General features: G+C 53.6%; 14 protein-coding genes. 7 read left to right on the top strand and 7 right to left on the bottom strand.

The window, feature by feature from the left end:
• The first annotated feature begins 21 nt into the window (after window positions 1-21).
• Window positions 22-639 (top strand): hypothetical protein, encoded by a 618-nt coding sequence (locus NSU14_RS28725; protein WP_340948104.1) that lies wholly within the window; start codon window positions 22-24, stop codon window positions 637-639.
• A 72-nt stretch (window positions 640-711) separates the two neighbouring features.
• Here the strand turns inward: NSU14_RS28725 and NSU14_RS28720 are convergent, their stop codons facing one another.
• Both NSU14_RS28720 and NSU14_RS28715 read right to left on the bottom strand, forming a co-directional pair.
• Window positions 712-2,037, bottom strand: coding sequence for a glutamate-1-semialdehyde 2,1-aminomutase (locus tag NSU14_RS28720; RefSeq protein WP_042133354.1), 1,326 nt, complete (start codon window positions 2,035-2,037; stop codon window positions 712-714).
• A gap of 105 nt (window positions 2,038-2,142) precedes the next feature.
• Complete coding sequence (locus NSU14_RS28715) at window positions 2,143-3,201, bottom strand: LCP family protein (protein WP_042133356.1); 1,059 nt, start codon at window positions 3,199-3,201, stop codon at window positions 2,143-2,145.
• 102 nt (window positions 3,202-3,303) lie between these two features.
• Here NSU14_RS28715 and bcp point away from each other — a divergent pair, with 102 nt between their 5' ends.
• Together bcp and NSU14_RS28705 are read left to right on the top strand one after the other, a co-directional pair.
• The gene (bcp, locus tag NSU14_RS28710) at window positions 3,304-3,765 is read left to right on the top strand and encodes a thioredoxin-dependent thiol peroxidase (protein ID WP_076246284.1); all 462 of its coding nucleotides are present in this window, start codon (window positions 3,304-3,306) and stop codon (window positions 3,763-3,765) included.
• 120 nt (window positions 3,766-3,885) lie between these two features.
• The gene (locus tag NSU14_RS28705; protein WP_340948101.1) at window positions 3,886-8,172 is read left to right on the top strand and encodes an acyl-CoA dehydratase activase-related protein; all 4,287 of its coding nucleotides are present in this window, start codon (window positions 3,886-3,888) and stop codon (window positions 8,170-8,172) included.
• Window positions 8,173-8,246: 74 nt separating this feature from the next.
• Here the strand turns inward: NSU14_RS28705 and NSU14_RS28700 are convergent, their stop codons facing one another.
• The gene (locus NSU14_RS28700; protein WP_340948099.1) at window positions 8,247-8,405 is read right to left on the bottom strand and encodes a hypothetical protein; all 159 of its coding nucleotides are present in this window, start codon (window positions 8,403-8,405) and stop codon (window positions 8,247-8,249) included.
• Window positions 8,406-8,607: 202 nt separating this feature from the next.
• Window positions 8,608-9,297 (bottom strand): DinB family protein, encoded by a 690-nt coding sequence (locus NSU14_RS28695; RefSeq protein WP_336101129.1) that lies wholly within the window; start codon window positions 9,295-9,297, stop codon window positions 8,608-8,610.
• A gap of 208 nt (window positions 9,298-9,505) precedes the next feature.
• On the opposite strand from NSU14_RS28695, the gene NSU14_RS28690 reads away from it, so the two are divergent.
• A complete protein-coding gene (locus NSU14_RS28690; protein WP_039310060.1) occupies window positions 9,506-9,958 on the top strand; it encodes a MarR family winged helix-turn-helix transcriptional regulator in 453 nt (150 codons plus the stop codon).
• Window positions 9,955-11,487: a DHA2 family efflux MFS transporter permease subunit gene (locus NSU14_RS28685; protein WP_076246289.1), complete on the top strand. Its 1,533-nt coding sequence runs from the start codon at window positions 9,955-9,957 to the stop codon at window positions 11,485-11,487. Before NSU14_RS28690 ends, NSU14_RS28685 begins: the two co-directional genes overlap by 4 nt.
• A gap of 90 nt (window positions 11,488-11,577) precedes the next feature.
• Here NSU14_RS28685 and NSU14_RS28680 read toward each other — a convergent pair whose 3' ends face one another.
• Together NSU14_RS28680 and NSU14_RS28675 are read right to left on the bottom strand one after the other, a co-directional pair.
• A complete protein-coding gene (locus NSU14_RS28680; RefSeq protein ID WP_336101128.1) occupies window positions 11,578-11,874 on the bottom strand; it encodes a zinc ribbon domain-containing protein in 297 nt (98 codons plus the stop codon).
• A 119-nt stretch (window positions 11,875-11,993) separates the two neighbouring features.
• Window positions 11,994-12,971, bottom strand: coding sequence for a helix-turn-helix transcriptional regulator (locus tag NSU14_RS28675; RefSeq protein ID WP_340948095.1), 978 nt, complete (start codon window positions 12,969-12,971; stop codon window positions 11,994-11,996).
• Window positions 12,972-13,104: 133 nt separating this feature from the next.
• Here NSU14_RS28675 and NSU14_RS28670 point away from each other — a divergent pair, with 133 nt between their 5' ends.
• Window positions 13,105-14,382 carry an MFS transporter gene (locus NSU14_RS28670; protein ID WP_340948093.1) on the top strand — a complete coding sequence of 426 codons (1,278 nt, stop codon included), beginning with the start codon at window positions 13,105-13,107 and terminating at the stop codon, window positions 14,380-14,382.
• 13 nt (window positions 14,383-14,395) lie between these two features.
• Here NSU14_RS28670 and NSU14_RS28665 read toward each other — a convergent pair whose 3' ends face one another.
• Entirely contained in the window at window positions 14,396-15,082 is a 687-nt protein-coding gene (locus tag NSU14_RS28665; RefSeq protein ID WP_340948091.1) for a DedA family protein, read from the bottom strand.
• A 109-nt stretch (window positions 15,083-15,191) separates the two neighbouring features.
• Between NSU14_RS28665 and NSU14_RS28660 the strand changes: the two genes are divergently transcribed.
• Window positions 15,192-16,613, top strand: a complete 1,422-nt coding sequence (locus tag NSU14_RS28660) for a polysaccharide deacetylase (RefSeq protein ID WP_340948089.1) — start codon at window positions 15,192-15,194, stop codon at window positions 16,611-16,613.
• The last annotated feature ends 147 nt before the right edge of the window (window positions 16,614-16,760 follow it).

Below are 16,760 nucleotides of genomic sequence, written 5' to 3'. Positions count from 1 at the left end.
TGAAATCGGGAGTGAAGCAGTTTGGAGTGGAACAGAATAGCGATAAGAGGGTTGCAGAATGTATACAACGATGAAGCGAAACAGATTGATGAGCAGATTCTAAGATTAGTACAGCAGAGGAAGTCGGTCGCGGAAGGGAAACAGCTGTTTCCGAATCCGGAGATGATACAGCAATGGTCTGCTGAACTGGGGCTGGAGCTTTCGGAAATATCGCTTGTACTGGGCAGCTTGAATGAATCGGTGCCCAGACGCCACTTTTGGGAAGAGCCGGGTGAATTACGCGGAGTGCTTCCGATCATGAAGACAACACGGGATGGGGATTTCGAATATGCTCTTACTCATTCCATGCAGTATGAGAACCTGAGTATTCTCTCGGTCGAGATCAAGTGCCTGACAGCGGCCGTAGAAAGCGTCAGCATCGAAGCCCCTCTTACACTCGCAATTTTGGGAGAGGCTGAATATGAGGTGCAGATGCATGGTGGCCGGGGCGGCGGTGCCCAGGTAGAGATGCGGTTTCTAATTTGGCCCCCGCTGCCGGAAGCGCTGGATTCCATTGAATTCTCACTGGTCCCTGACGGCAGAGGACTTAGACGTCCGCGCCATAAGGAAGTCACTCTGGACAAGCAGATTGATTTCTAAGGAACCTGCACGTTATATTGGGTGTGAAAAGAGGCTGGCCCCATTGGGGCCAGCCTCTTTATCTAGAGTTTCTTACAGCTGTTGCTGCTCCGCTGCCATAGCCGCGAACGAGGCCTCTGCTGCCTCCAGCGTAATATCGATGTCGGCGTCCGTATGGGCAGTGGTCAGGAACCACGCTTCATATTTGGAAGGCGCCAGATTAATGCCGCGGTTCAGCATATGGCGGAAGAAGCTGGCGAACATTTCACCGTCGGTATCCTGCGCTTCATCGTAATTAGTAATCGGATGATTGCAGAAATGCGTAGAGAATGCACCGCGTATCCGGTTGATGGTCAGTGGAATGCCGTGCCGTCCGGCAGATTCCTGCAGCCCTTCAGTCAGGCGGATAGCGAGCCGTTCCATCTCGTCATACACACCCTCGGCACTCAGCACCTCAAGGCAGGCAATCCCTGCCGAGATCGAGGCTGGGTTACCAGCCATCGTTCCGGCCTGATATGCCGGACCCAGCGGAGCGACCTGCTCCATGACATGCTTACGTCCGCCGTAAGCGCCGATAGGCAGCCCGCCGCCGATGATTTTGCCCAGTGCGGTCAGATCGGGAATGATATCCTCATGGCCCGCAAGACCTGCATAGGTCTGAGTGGAGCCGTAATGGAAACGGAAAGCGGTGATGACTTCATCGTAAATGACAAGCGAGCCGTTCTCATGCGTCAGCTTGCACAGGCCTTCGAGGAAACCGGGATGCGGCATGACCATGCCGAAGTTGCCGACAATCGGCTCGACCATAACGGCAGCCACATCTTCGCCCCACTGCTTAAGCGCCGCGCGTAGCCCGTCCAGATCATTGAAGGGTACAGTGATGACTTCCTGGGCGATGCTGGCCGGAACGCCTGCACTGTCCGGGATGCCCAGCGTAGACGGTCCAGAGCCTGCAGCTACAAGCACCAGGTCGGAGTGGCCATGGTAACAGCCGGCGAACTTGATGATCTTGCTGCGCTTCGTGTAGGCACGGGCCACGCGGATGGTCGTCATAACGGCTTCTGTACCAGAGTTGACGAAACGTACCTTGTCCATGGAGGGGATAGCTTCCTTCAGCATTTTGGCCAGCCTGATTTCAAGCTGGGTTGGCGTGCCATAGAGCAGTCCATTCTGTGCAGCCTCTGTAATGGCAGCGGTGATATGCGGGTGGGCATGTCCGGTAATGATCGGGCCATAGGCGGCCAGATAATCAATATATTCATTGCCGTCCTCGTCCCAGAAGCGGGAGCCTCCGGCGCGTTTCATGAATACGGGAGCGCCGCCGCCTACGGCCTTGAAGGAACGGGAGGGGCTGTTGACGCCTCCGACGATATGCTGCAGAGCTTCCTGGTATAAATGTTCTGATGTGCTGCGGTTCATGGAATAACATCCTTTCGTATGCCGGAGGCGCAAGGGAAAGGGCGAACTGGCGGTGTATCCCGCTGTCCGCCCGCCCCTGTGTGCCAAGCATGGTTATATTGTATTCTAGTTAGATCCCGGTGTAGCGGAAGGGCTGCTGCCCGGGGAAGCCTCTGCCTCAGGAGTCGGAGTAGGATCAGGCGCAGTGACTGTATCCTGCACGAACTGCTTCAGATCTTCATCACTGGTGAAGCCGATGACCTGGGAGCCATCCTTGGTGGTTTTCTCTCTGATCAGCTCCATCGGCGGGATTTGCGCACTGCCGCCCATGGAGCTGTCATAGCCGACGCTCCCCAGCTTCCACATATCACTTAAGGTAAGATTGGTATCAATATAAGGCGTAACCTCTGACAGAATCGTGGGCAGCTTAATAATAGAAGTGGTACTGATCACCTTGTCCGCCACGGCCTTGAGGAATCCGCGCTGACGTTCCGTCCGGGTGAAATCGGAAGTGGCGTCATGGCGGAAGCGCACGTACTGCAGCGCCATATTGCCATCCAGGTGCTGGAAGCCTTTTTTGAGATCAATATCGAACTCAGGCCCGTCCGCCTTGGAAGTATAGTGCATGTCTTTCTCAACCTCATAGTCGACACCGCCAACGGCATCTACAAGCTTCATGAAGCCCTGGAAATCGGTATACACATAATATTGAATCGGGATGCCGAGCAGGTCGCTTACCGTCTGCATCGCCGTATTGGGTCCATAGGTAATTGCAGCATTGATCCGCTGTGTCCCGTGGTCAGGGATAGGGATATAAGTATCGCGAAGAATGGAGAAGACATAGAATTTTTTCTTGACCGGGTCTAATGAGGCAACCAGCATGGTATCCGAACGTGGGACCTCGCCTTTCTTCACTCCGCGCGCATCGACACCCATAAGCAGGATGTTCACAGGCTCTGTACCTTCCCATTCGGGGGGCTGAACAGTTTCCGCCGAGGCTGTTGGCACATTGGCAAACGGAGAATCTTCACCTGTCTTGTGCAGGTTGTCGAGCTGGTTGTAGATTGCGGTGAAATAATAAACCAGACCTCCGATAATTAGAAGGAGTATGATTGCCAGAGTCCAGAGCAACGTCTTCTTTTTTGATTTGCCGGCTTTTGCGTGCCGGTTCTTTCTTGGCGGCATTTCGTTCTTCCTTTCCGGTTCACATTCTCTACATTATAATTTCTTTTGGGAATACACGCAATTTCCGAATCATCAGCCATATCCATAAGGAGTGAACATTAAATGAATATCAAGCTTGGACAAGCGGTTCCGGACTTTACGCTCCCCGCTTCCACAGGGCAGGAAATCAGCTTAAGCCAGTATCGCGGCAGGAAAGTCCTGCTCTACTTCTATCCCAAGAATATGACACCCGCCTGCACGCAGGAAGCCTGCGATTTCCGTGATGCCCATGACAGGGTTACAGCCCATGGAGCGGTTCTGCTGGGAATCAGCCCCGATAATCTCGCCTCACACGGCAAATTTATCGCGAAGAACGGTTTGCCATTCCCTCTGCTGTCCGATGAGGAGCATAAGGTAAGCGAATTATTCGGAGTGTGGCAGCTGAAGAAGCTCTACGGCAAAGAATTTATGGGCATTGTGCGCTCCACCTTCCTGATTGACGAAGAAGGAATTCTGATCGCGGAATGGAGAAAAGTCCGGGTCAAGGGCCATGTGGAGGCCGCATTAGAACAAATCGTGAAATAATTAAGTATGCTAGGAGTTAATTGTATTTGTCTGTTACTTTTTTAACAGCTTTGGTCAGCCTCTCTCATGATATAGTTGCCTCATATTACTTCAAATTTGGAGCAAGGCATGGGGGATGGCATGAAAATACTGCGTATTGGGCTTGACGTCGGATCAACTACGGCCAAATTGGTTGTTATGCAGCGGGATACAATTATTTATCAAGATTATGTGCGTCATTTCAGCGATATAAAAAAAGCGGCGCTATCTCTCTTGTCCGATGTACAGGACCGGTTCCCGGATAGCGAAGCAGCACTCACTGTAAGCGGCTCCTCCGGTTTATCACTATCCAAACTGGGGGAGATTCCGTTTGTCCAGGAGGTCATTGCCTGCACCAAGGCGATCAGCGAACGGATTCCGCAGTGCGATACAGCGATTGAGCTTGGCGGGGAAGATGCCAAGATTATCTATCTCAGCGGCGGCATTGAGCAGCGGATGAATACCGCCTGTGCTGGCGGTACCGGAGCGTTCATCGATCAGATGGCCTCGCTGCTGCAGACCGATCCCGGCGGGCTCAATGAGCTTGCAGTGAAGCATGAACGGATCTATCCAATCGCTTCACGCTGCGGGGTATTTGCCAAGAGTGATGTGCAGCCGCTGCTTAATGAAGGAGCACGCCGCGAGGATGTGGCGGCCTCCATCTTCCAGAGCATTGTGAACCAGACGATCAGCGGACTTGCCTGCGGACGGCCGATCCGCGGCCGTGTGGCTTTTCTGGGCGGACCGCTGACGTTCTTGTCTGCACTCCGCGACCGTTTTGCGGATACGCTGGGACTTAAGGAAGGCGACATACTGTTCCCGGAGCATTCACAATATTTTGTAGCGATCGGTTCGGCGCTTGCGCAGTCGGATCCCCTGTTCCTGCCGCTGTCTAGCTGGATCTCGCGGATTGCTTCCGTGGACTTCTCGCTGGACCGTGCGGAGGATGCCGAGCTGGCACCGCTGTTTGAGACTGCGGATGATTTGGTGCAGTTCAGACTCCGCCACGGCCAAGCGACAGCACCGCGTTCCGAGCTATCCGCCTATCGCGGACCTATTTATCTCGGCATTGATGCCGGCTCTACAACGACAAAGCTGGTGATTACCGGGTCGGCGGATGAGATTCTATACACTTCCTATGGAAGCAATAAAGGCAATCCGCTGCAGTCTGTTACGGATGCGCTGAAGGAAATCTACCGGATTCTGCCGGAGGGCTGCTACATCGCCGGAGCTTATGCTACCGGTTACGGCGAGGGATTGGTCAAGGCCGCACTGCGGACAGACGGCGGCGAAGTGGAGACGGTAGCGCATTATAAAGCGGCCTCCAAATTCATGCCGGAAGTAGACTTTATCCTCGATATCGGCGGCCAGGATATGAAGTGCATCAAGATCCGCGGCGGCGCTATCGACAGCCTGATGCTTAATGAAGCCTGCTCGGCAGGCTGCGGCTCCTTCCTGGAGAGCTTCGCTTCCGCGCTGGAGCTTGGCATTGAGGAGTTCGCCCAATCGGCGCTCGAATCCGTCAAGCCGGTGAATCTCGGTTCCCGCTGCACCGTGTTCATGAATTCCAAGGTGAAGCAGGTACAGAAGGAAGGCGCGTCTCTGGCCGATCTCTCGGCCGGACTTGCCTATTCAGTTATCAAGAATGCCCTGCAAAAGGTAATCAAAATCCGCAATCCTGAGGATTTGGGCCGCAACATTATTGTTCAGGGCGGCACTTTCTACAATGAAGCCGTACTGCGGGCCTTCGAGCAGCTGACCGGGAGAACCGTGGTCAGACCTGATATTGCCGGCGTTATGGGCGCCTACGGCTGTGCGCTGATTGCCAAAGAACAGGCTGGCCCGGAAGGGATTAGCACTATTCTGGGACCCGAAGAGCTGGAGACATTCCAATATTCAGTCTCTCCCGGCCGCTGCAGCCGCTGTGCCAATAACTGCGCGCTGACCATCAGCCGCTTCCCGGACAAGAGCTTCCACGTGACCGGGAACCGCTGCGAGCGCGGGGCAGGCGGCAAGAAAGAGAAGAATACGCTGCCGAATCTGATGCAGTATAAATATGAACGTTTCTTCGACTATGAGGGATTGCCTGAAGAAGCGGCGGTACGGGGCACGGTCGGAATTCCACGGACGATGAATATGTTCGAGAATTATCCGTTCTGGCATACCTTCTTCACCTCTCTGCGCTACCGGACTGTACTGTCGCCGAAGTCCACTAAGAAGCTGTATGAGAGCGGAATGGATACCATTCCGTCGGAATCCATCTGTTATCCGGCCAAAATGGCTCACGGGCATGTGCAGAGTCTGATCGGCAAAGGCGTCGACTTCATCTTCTATCCTGCGGTTGTCTTTGAGAAGAAGGAGGATGAAGCCGCCCAGAATCATTTCAATTGCCCGGTGGTTGCCTCTTATCCAGAGGTAATCCGCAACAATATGGATGGGTTGAAGGAGCAGGGGGTTCCTCTAGTCAGTCCGTTCCTGACCTTCGATGATATTCCGGCGCTGACGCGGGTGCTGGTGAAGACCTTTGCCGATGTTCCCAAGGAGGAGATCGCTGCAGCTGTACAGGCGGGACTTGCGGAAGCCGATCAGGCGAAGAATGATGTGCGTACGAAGGGTGAAGAAACGCTGGTCTTCCTTACGGAGACAGGGACGAAGGGGATTCTGCTCTGCGGACATCCGTACCACGCTGATCCGGAGATCAACCACGGTATTGCCGATATGATCACCGGCATGGGTCTTGCGGTGCTGACCGAGGATTCGGTCTGCCATCTGGACCACAGTGAAGGAGACGTAGGCGTAGTCAACCAATGGACCTACCATGCGCGGATGTACCGTGCGGCCCGGCTGGCTGCGGGAAGAAACGATCTGGAGCTTGTCCAGCTGACTTCCTTTGGCTGTGGTATTGATGCGATCACCTGCGATGCCGTTCAGGAGATTATGGAACGCCACAATAAGGTCTATACGCTGATTAAGATTGATGAGATCAGCAATCTGGGGGCCGCACGTATCCGTCTGCGTTCCCTGCTGGCAGCTATGCGTGAGCGGGAGCAGGGGGATGTGCAGCCTCAGCTGCTGTACAAGACGCAGGCAAATGTGCCGTTCACGAAGGAAATGAAGGAAACCTATACCATTCTGGCTCCGCAGATGTCACCGATCCATTTCGAGCTGTTTGAACGGGTGTTCCAGGATGCAGGCTATCGTCTGAAGATCCTGGAATCAACCGGACCGCAGGAGACCGAGGAAGGTCTAAGGTACGTGAACAATGATGCCTGTTATCCGGCGATTGTAACCATCGGGCAGATGCTGTCCGCGCTGAAGAGCGGGGAATACGATCCGGACCGGACTGCCGTAATCATGTCACAGACCGGCGGCGGCTGCCGGGCGACCAATTACATCTCCCTGCTGCGCAAGGCACTGAAGGATTCGAATCTGGGGCAGATTCCGGTTATTTCACTGAATGCATCCGGCATGGAGAATCAGCCGGGCTTCCGGATCAGCCTGAAGCTGGCGAACCGCCTGATTGCTGCGGCCTGCTACGGTGATCTGATGATGCGTCTTCTGCACCGCTTCAGACCGTATGAGACTGTTCCGGGAAGCGCCGGAGCCTTATTCCGCAGCGGTATGGAGCGCTGCAAAAAAAGCCTGTCGAACTTCTCGTTCCGTGAGTACAAGCGGCTATGCCGTGAGATCGTCGCTGAGTTCTCCCGGCTCGCGGTTAACCCGGCAGTGAAGCCGAAGGTGGGCATTGTCGGTGAAATACTGATCAAATTCCATCCGGACGCCAATAACCGCATTATCGATATGATTGAGGCAGAAGGCGGAGAGGCTGTAATGCCGGATTTCCTGGACTTCATTTTCTATTGTGTCTATAATCCGATCTACAAAGCCGAGCAATTCGGCAAAAGCAAACGGCTGGGATATATTAATCCCATGCTGATCTCGTATCTGGAGATTTACCGCAAGCCGGTCAAAGTGGCGCTGGAGCAAGCGGGACTGGCCAAAGGCCGGGAGAATATTTATGGGCTGGCCGAGAAAGCAAGCCGTCTGGTCTCTGTAGGCAACCAGATGGGCGAAGGCTGGTTCCTGACAGCGGAGATGATGGATCTGCTCGATAATGGCGTGAACAATATCGCCTGTATTCAGCCATTTGCCTGCCTGCCGAATCATATTACCGGCCGGGGCATGATTAAAGGACTGAAGGAGCTGTATCCGGGCGCGAATATCGTTGCCATCGACTATGATGCCGGGGTCAGCGTCGTGAATCAGGCTAACCGGATCAAGCTGATGATGTCAATTGCCAGCGGATTGGAGAGCGGCAAACAACCGTCAGCAGAGGAAATCGCACGGCTGCAGCCTACTTTAACTGGCACTGTGGGCTGCGGGATATAAGCCCAGTGATGCTGTAAAGCCCTGCATATGCCAAAGAGCGGACCGGATTAATCTCCGGCCCGCTCTTTTTAGATTCATCCGCTTTCTGTGGTGGAACTCCCGTAACTCTTCATAAATTCCTGCCCATAATACAACAATTCCCTCCTCCTATCGGCCCAAAACCAGAATTGTTGTATAAAAGGCAGCATTTCACCTTTTTCAAGCAGCTCAGCAGGAATATTCTTGCATTTCATACAACAATCCTCCCGATCACCCCGTAATCCATGAATCAAAGTTGCAAAACGTACAACATTTATGTCTACAGAGCTTCCTAAGAGGTCTCCATTCTGCCGCTAAAGAATCAAGTGTAAGGCATTGAGCATTGACGTATTCCGCCAGTCCGCAGCGACTGACCGGAATTTGAATGGTTGTTGCCTTAAGTGCGGTTAATATAGCTCACTTCTGCAGCTTCTGCTTCACGCGCATCGCTTTGTTAAGATGGACGAAATTATGCCGTGTGGCAGGCATCAGCACCAGTCCGGCAAGGGTCTTGCCGCCCCAGTAATCGAGTAGCCACTGCTCGGTTTCCAGGACGGCTTTTTCCTCCAGCACCCTGCTGAACTGCGCCGGAGTGGCTTTGCGCCCGAATTGCCCCGGCTGCACAGCGGAAATGATGGAGCGTGTTCTGATTGCTACAGCACGCCGGTATGCCGCTAATGCCCCGATATTCACCTCTGCACTGAATGCAGCCACTTCCTGATCACTCATTCCATTACCGGAGTGGATGAAAGGGGTCTGCAGGCTCTCTGCATAGTGCTCTGAATGAAGCACCTGCGCACGGTCTGCACCAAGGATGTTCATGGTGATGTCCTCGATCCGCGCGCTGTGCCATATATGCCAGACTATAGAATTACGGCTGCCGGGCGTCTGAACAGGATAGCTGCGCAAAGTAGACTCTAACAGATTGTTCCATAAGGAATCCTCGAAACTAGGCTGTTCCCCGCTGCTTATGTCTGCAGCATACAGGGCTGAATGCAGCCTCAGGAATAAAGCGGCAGCTTCAGCATGCGCTTCAGGCTTTACGATGATCTCCGACAAAAACTTATGCTCCCCGCTCCAGCTCTTACGTTGTTGCTCCAGACTCATTTGTTTTCCCCGCTTTCGTGTAATTCATATTTTGGACCCGGGAAGTCCACAATAAACGCAAACTTTTGCCGGTGGCATCCCGGTAGGAGTGAAAGAATAATTACTTTTTCAGAAAATTTCTGCAAGTTATTGACGAATAAATAGGTAAATAGTAAAATAGTTCGTATGCGAAGTATTATTTCATATTGGGCGATTGGAGGGATTGAGGTTGGAGGAAAAGGAAAAGCAATTGGACGATATTCTGTCCTCTTTCCGCTGCATCAACCATAATTTCCAGCAGCTTTTGTGGAAGGACGCAGAAGAGCTGAAGATTACATCCACCCAGCTAATGGTATTGCGTAAGTTATCGGCACATCCCGATATCGGTATCACTGAGCTTGCAGATCTGCTGCATCTTGGCAACAGCGCGGCAAGCGGAGTGGTAGACCGGATGGTGAAGGCTGGACTGATTACCAGAGAACGCTCGCAGAGCGACAGACGTATATTTAAGCTGGCGATGACCGATAAGGGCAAGGAGATCCGGGAGTTAAGCAAACAGTCTCTGCGCAGGTATCTGCAGCCACTGGCTAATATACCTGCTGAGGATGCTGGAGAATTGCTGCGGTTGCATGGTGAAATCATCAAAATTCTAGAACAAGGGAGAGACAAAAAGAAGCTATGAGTACAATTACTGCAGACACTGCATCGTCTAAAGCGATCCGCAGAGGTCCGATTATCGCAGCGCTCCTGATCGGCGCCTTCGTGGCGCTGCTGAATCAGACACTGATGAATGTGGCGCTGCCCAAAATGATGGAGGACCTGAAGATCGCCGCCAATACGGCGCAATGGTTGACTACAGGGTTCATGCTGGTTAATGGTGTACTGGTGCCAATCAGTGCTTATCTGGTAGAGAAATTTACGACCCGCCAGCTCTTTACGACGGCGATGATGCTATTTTCCATAGGTACACTGGTTTGTGCAATAGGATCAGGCTTTGAAATGATTATGGTCGGCAGAGTTATCCAGGCGGTAGGTGCCGGGATTCTGATGCCGCTGATGAACATTGTGTTCCTGCGCATCTTCCCGATTGAAGAACGCGGCAAGGCCATGGGACTTATGGCGGTTGCGATGATTTTTGCTCCGGCAGTCGGACCTACCTTGTCCGGTTGGGTGGTTCAGAACTACTCCTGGCGCGTGCTGTTCTACATCGTGCTTCCGCTGGCGATCTTCTCGATGCTGCTTGGCATGAAGACGATGCAGAATGTAGGCAAACTAACTTCTCCGAAGCTGGATAAGCCGGGTGTGGTTCTTTCGACCCTGGGCTTTGGCGGCTTGCTGTATGGCTTCAGTGACGCAGGAACGGACGGCTGGGGCAGCACCACAGTTATCCTCTGTCTGATCCTGGGTATTGTCTCCCTGGGGCTGTTCGTATGGCGTGAGCTTACAGCGGATAAGCCGCTGCTTGAATTCCGCATTTTCCGCTACAACATGTATTCACTCACTACAGTAATTAACATTATTGTGACTATGGCTATGTACGCAGGTATGATCCTGCTGCCGATTTATCTGCAGACGATCCGCGGATTTACACCTATGGAATCCGGACTGATGCTGCTGCCGGGTGCGATTCTGATGGGTATTATGTCTCCGATCACCGGAATTATATTTGATAAAATAGGTGCAAGATGGCTGGCGGTTATCGGCCTTGCCATCACAGCCATTACGACCTGGGAATTCAGCCAGATCAGTGACAGCACAACCTATACACATCTGATCCTGACTTATACTGCGCGGATGTTCGGGATGTCCATGCTGATGATGCCAATCGTAACTGCCGGCCTGAATCAGCTGCCGCAGCGTTTGGCTTCGCACGGTACGGCAATGTCCAACACCTTGCGGACCGTTGGCGGTGCACTGGGTATGGCGCTGTTCGTCAGCCTGATGACCAACCGTACGAAGAGCAACATTACCGATGCACTGACAAGTGGTGCGGTATCGCAGACCGATAAGGCGGCGATGCTTAAGCTTACGCAGGAAGCAACGATTAACGGGATTACCCATGCGTTCACTGTAGCTACCTGGGTGACAGTTCTTGCCCTGGTGCTGGCGTTGTTCATCAGAAAGACTTCCCCGCAGCCGGATTTCCTGAAGACGGAAGAAGAGGATGCAGTACAGCCGCAGCCTAACAAGGTGAAATCGCAAAGAGCTTAGTTGTATGAACAGGCTATAATTTCAACAAAGGGACTATCCGCAAAGCCGTACGGTTTTGCCGGGTAGTCCTTTTGTTGTCCGTTTACAGCCTCAGCTAATCCCGGCTCCCTTGCTCCAGCGCTTCAGCTGCGGAAGGGAATACCCCAGCATCTGGCGGGCGGCAGCTTCATCCATCCCTTCCTCCACCAAGTACCCGGCACAGAGATCGGTCATCTCCTGCAGAGTGATATCCGGCTGCTTGAATTCACCATGCTCATAACAGTAGATGCAATACTCCTCCGTTTTGTTGCCTTCCTTGTCGCTGCCCTGCAGCTCAGTTTCGTTAACCGGCATTCCGCAGCTTTGGCAGAACAAGCCCTCCGTTTGTTTCGTTGACGCCGTTTCCATATTGCACACTCCTCAGGGTTCTGGTTCAGGCGGTGTTTGCCGCCTCTTCCTGTCCAGTATAAGCCGGCAAACCTGACAGCATAGATTCAGGTTCATGTGCGGGTTATGGAAAAAAGATACTATCCCCTTCTTTGTTCAGCAGGTAGTGCTGGCTGCGGGAGGCTGGAGGCGTATTTGGCAGCAACGCCTCCGGCCAGCTCGCCTATTCTCCGGCGGATATGTTCCGGCCCAAGCACCTCCAGTACGGTTCCGAAGCTTAGCAGGAAACCGAACAGCCAATCATTCTCAGGATAATGGACGGTGAGGGAGTACCCGCCGCGGTCATCCTGCTGCAGCTCCTCGGAGTCGAAATACTCTTCCGCAAGATGCCTGCCTTCCGGTGCGAATTGCAGCCGGATCGGCTGGATATTCTGCGGTTCTTTCCAGCCGTCCGTCCAGGGCAGCTCCTTCAGCGGAATATCCTGGCGGGTATAGTGCCGCTTCTCCTTCACCAGCGCTTTCATCCGCAGCAGCTTGAAGAGCCGGAAATCCCGGCGTTCTGTGCAGAAACCGTATAAGTACCAGCTTTGTCCTTTGAGTACAAGGGTGTAGGGTTCAACGGTACGCGTACTTGCCCGGCCTTCGGCCGAGATGTATTCGAAGAAGATGACTGTATTTTCCTCCAGCGCCTCTTTAAGAAGGCTGATCCGCTCCTCCAAAGGGCCCATCAGTCCCCAAGGGGAGAGATCAACGATCATCTGGGTGGTCTTGCTGCGGAAGGCAGCTGTCTGGGAAGGGGGGATCACACTGCTGATTTTCTCCATTAACAGCTGGTGCCCTTCACCGCCATAAGAGGAGACGCTTTGCAGTGCGCCGAAGATATCGGCCAGCTCACGCTCGGATAGAACATTACGGTCCAGCCGGTAGCCTTGCATGAGGCCGATACCGCCCCCGGCCCCCTGATACGTGACGACAGGAATACCTGCGGTATTAATGCTGTCTATATCGCGGTAGATGGTGCGTACGGAGACTTCGAACATATCGGCCAGCTCCTTGGCCTGAATCAGCGGCCGGTTCAGCAGCAGAATGACAATGGAGAGGAGACGGTCTATTTTCACAGAAATGCACCCGCTTTCTTTCAGGTTAATGGTCTAAGCTTAGCAAATTGTCTGAAATAAAGCATTGCTCCAAATTTCATATTATATTATCATCTAATTAGATATTTATATAATTTAATGAGGGGCTAAAGTTATGAGCACAAATGCAGGATCACTTGCGGGACGCAATAAAGGCTATCAAAGGCTGTTTGCAGCCGGGTTAATCAATGGTATCGGCGACCGCTTCAGCAGTATTGCCATGCTGGCCCTGGTTCTTCATTTGACCGGGTCGGGAATGGCCGTAGGGATATCGCTTGGCGTGCGGGTGCTGCCTTATCTGTTCATGGCACCGCTTGGAGGGTTACTGGCTGGCAGACTGCCGCGCACAACAATCATGATGGCTGTGGATTTCCTGCGTGTCCCCGTAGCCTTGTCCTTGCTCTGGGTAGACGGGGAGCATATGCTGTGGCTGGTGTATACCGGCAGCTTTGTGATGGCAGCGGGTGAAGCCATCTATAGTCCGGTGCGCAAATCTTCCATCCCGCTGCTGGCAGCGCCGGAGGATTTGCTGCGGATCAACAGCCTGGAACAGCTTTTGAACGGCTGCGTGCTGATTCTTGGCGCCTTTACAGGAGGGATTGTCTCGCTGTATCTCGGTCCGGACATGGCCTTTGTTATGAATGCTGTGTCGTTCCTGGCGGCCGGACTGCTGATAAGGGGGATTCATTATCCCAAGCAGGCACTTGCCGGAGATGCAGGCCGGGAGTCAACACCGCATGCTGAAGGCGGAAACCATACCTTAGGCTTGTCTGCCAAAGGGACACGGCGGCGGGCGCTGCGCACAGTCCTTGGAGGCAGTCTGGCACTGCAGATTGTGCTCTGTTATGAATTGCTGGTGCCGGTGATCAATGGCTGGGATAATGTGCTGATCAGCGTATATGCTGTGCAGGTATTTCATGCGGGAGACAGCGGGGTGGGGGCGTTCTACGCAGCGCTTGGCATCGGGCTCAGCCTGAGTTTCTTTGCCGGGCGTTTATTCCGCAAAAGGCTCTTAGCGGTAGCACTGGGCGGTCTGCTGCTCGAGGGCATTCTGCTCATGATGATTAGCAGCAGCGGTCATTTCGCTGCAGCATTTCTGCTGTACATTCTGTTATCTTTGGCCGGAGGGATTGGCAATGCCTGTCTGGATGCGCTGGTGATGAGAGAAACGCCGCCTGCGCTGCAGCCGGCCGTATTCGGCCTGCTGGCGGCAGTAAGCGGAACCTTGCTGGGTCTGTCCATGCTAGGGGCAGGCTGGCTGCTTGATGATGTGGAGCCCAGAATGCTGGGATTCGCGGGCGGGGCGGGTTTTGCTGGGATTGCGCTGCTGCTGGGAGGTTATTACCTGCTGCGCAGCAAATGGAATAAGCGGTACAGGGAGTCCCGGCCTTAATAATCTGAAAGAATCAGCGGCTTTTGGAAGTTTCTTTGACCTTGACCTTTACTTTGACCTTCGTCTCCAGCGGAGCAGCGGATTTGCGCCGGGACAGCCGGAGAAGGATGGCATTCCGGTAACGGTACATCACAATCAGCGCAGCAATGGCTGCGGCGAAGAGGGCAATCCAGAGGGCGTAGGTTTCGATTAAGTGGAAAATGCCCATCCACTGCGGTCCGAAGATTTTGCCGATACCCAGGAATAACAGTACCCAGAACAAGGCGCCGCCATAGGCGTACATTGCGAATTTGCGGAAAGGCAGTGCGATAATACCGGCGAAGTAGCCGGTGAAATGGCGGACGCCCGGAACAAAGTAGCCGATTGAGATCAGCACGCTGCCGTACCGCTCGAACCAGCGCTGGGTCTTTTCCAGCTTGGCCGGAGAGAACATGAACCATTTGCCGTAACGCTGGATGAAGGGCAGCCCGGCCCTAAGTCCAATGAAATAAGTAATGGTCATGCCAACTGTGGTCCCTGCAAAAGCTACGATAACCAGCGTGAAGAAATCCAGCCTCCCGGTATAGGACAGAAACCCGGCGAAGGCCATGGTAGTCTCTCCGGGAAAGGGAAGAGCAATGAATTCCAGCAAAAGCCCAAAGAACAATACGCTATATCCATAGCTGGCGAACAATTCCTGTATCCATTTCAGCATTTCCATACATTCATCACTCTCCGAAGGCGGCGCGCCTGATTCTATTCTGAAGCTTGTCTTCATACAATCTACCAAATGGCGTGAAATCGCCAATAGAATGCTGGAGGTAGAGAAGATGAAGGATAGCCGGGAAAATCCTATCCGCCGGGTTATGATCCGCGGGTTGCTTGTTATGGCAGTGCTTCTAAGTATGTCAGCCCTTGGGGGCAAGGGGCAATCCCCGGCTTCATGGAGGACATTCTCCCTGCAGGCTGAAGCAGGCAGTGCAGCATCTTTACTCTCTAAGAATAATCCTCCGGAAGTCCCGGTGCAAGATTTGCCGCCGGCTGCAGTCAAGAATGCTGAAGCAGAGCCGCTGCAGCCCCACGGTTCAGGGGGTTCAGCTTATGCACTTGCTACCGATCCGCAGGCTGCTACCCTACAGAAAGTATCCGCCGCTGCGGGCACATCTAATCAGGAAGCTAAACACAGCAAGGCAAGACGGGTCGTCTACCTTACATTCGATGACGGGCCAAGTGCGGTTACTCACCGGGTGCTCCAGATATTGCAGGAGCAGGGAGTGAAGGCTACCTTCTTCGTGCTGGGGGAGCAAGCTGCCAGCCGCCCCGAGCTGGTCAATGCCATCTGGGAGCAGGGGCATGCCATCGGCAATCATACCTATAACCATAATTATCATGATCTCTATAGCGGATTCACGGAGTTCTGGCGTCAGATCAAACAGACAGAGGAAACGGTCAGAGGCATTACAGGGGTTCGTCCGCAGCTGGTCCGTGCACCGGGAGGCACCTTTGGCCATTTTGACAATACTTATTTTTATCTGCTGAAGCAGGCGGGCTATGAGGTGATGGACTGGACCGTAGACAGCGGAGACTCCAGCCGGCGGGGAGTGCCTGCCGCAGAGATCCTTCAGCATTCGGTTGCTGATCTGGACTCCGGGAGTGTTATCCTGCTGCTGCATGACGGGTCGGGTCATGAGCAGAGTGCCAAGGCCTTGCCGGCCATTATTGAACGCTACAAAGCCGCCGGTTATGAATTCGGCTTACTTAATGCGCAGAGTGAGCCGGTACAGTTCAGAGTGTCGGCTCAGGCAGCGGCACTGCAGCGGGTGAAGCCGTCCAAAGCCTGGATCTCGGCGAATATTGTTCCGAATGCTGAACTGTTTGCACCCGGCAAACCGCTTGCTCTGGAGGTAGGCAGGCTGGAAACCATCCTGAAGCCTGGAGAGTACAACCTTAGAAACGGGCAATATTTCGTGCCTCTCCGTACCGCCGTGGAGCGGCTTGGCGGGCAAGTCGGCTGGGATACGGCTACCCGCAGCGGACAGGTAAGCTGGAATGGGCGGACAGTGACTGTAAATTCAAAGAAACAGCAGATAGAGGTCGTCCAGCCGGACGGAGCGGTGGAGCTTAAGACAGCAGAGATACAGCTCATTGGTTCTTCCTTATGGGTATCCCTGCGGGATTTGCTCGAAGCTACAGGACATCCGCCGCTTGCGGCCAGTGTAAATGTAGAAGAACGCAGAGTGAAGGCACTTTGAACCGATGTGTCAGCCGTTGATATAAATAGCCGGGAGAGTCGGGGCTAAAAAGAATTCGCTGAATGTCTGGGCACCCTTTTTGATGGAAAGAATAGATAGTAATAGGCTCCCGGAAGCCGAATAGCCAGTGATATTGCGGGCAGGCGG

Source organism: Paenibacillus sp. FSL R10-2771 (assembly GCF_038000205.1).
GTDB lineage: Bacteria > Bacillota > Bacilli > Paenibacillales > Paenibacillaceae > Paenibacillus_AQ > Paenibacillus_AQ phytohabitans.
Note: the sequence above shows the minus strand (reverse complement) of the source record. Positions and strands in the feature narration are given on the sequence as shown.

Coding starts and splice junctions, on each gene's coding strand:
- NSU14_RS28720 (WP_042133354.1), bottom strand. CDS start 2,037: ATGAACCGCAGCACATCAGAACATTTATACCAGGAAGCTCTGCAGCAT.
- NSU14_RS28715 (WP_042133356.1), bottom strand. CDS start 3,201: ATGCCGCCAAGAAAGAACCGGCACGCAAAAGCCGGCAAATCAAAAAAG.
- bcp (WP_076246284.1), top strand. CDS start 3,304: ATGAATATCAAGCTTGGACAAGCGGTTCCGGACTTTACGCTCCCCGCT.
- NSU14_RS28705 (WP_340948101.1), top strand. CDS start 3,886: ATGAAAATACTGCGTATTGGGCTTGACGTCGGATCAACTACGGCCAAA.
- NSU14_RS28700 (WP_340948099.1), bottom strand. CDS start 8,405: ATGAAATGCAAGAATATTCCTGCTGAGCTGCTTGAAAAAGGTGAAATG.
- NSU14_RS28695 (WP_336101129.1), bottom strand. CDS start 9,297: ATGAGTCTGGAGCAACAACGTAAGAGCTGGAGCGGGGAGCATAAGTTT.
- NSU14_RS28685 (WP_076246289.1), top strand. CDS start 9,955: ATGAGTACAATTACTGCAGACACTGCATCGTCTAAAGCGATCCGCAGA.
- NSU14_RS28680 (WP_336101128.1), bottom strand. CDS start 11,874: ATGGAAACGGCGTCAACGAAACAAACGGAGGGCTTGTTCTGCCAAAGC.
- NSU14_RS28670 (WP_340948093.1), top strand. CDS start 13,105: ATGAGCACAAATGCAGGATCACTTGCGGGACGCAATAAAGGCTATCAA.
- NSU14_RS28665 (WP_340948091.1), bottom strand. CDS start 15,082: ATGGAAATGCTGAAATGGATACAGGAATTGTTCGCCAGCTATGGATAT.
- NSU14_RS28660 (WP_340948089.1), top strand. CDS start 15,192: ATGAAGGATAGCCGGGAAAATCCTATCCGCCGGGTTATGATCCGCGGG.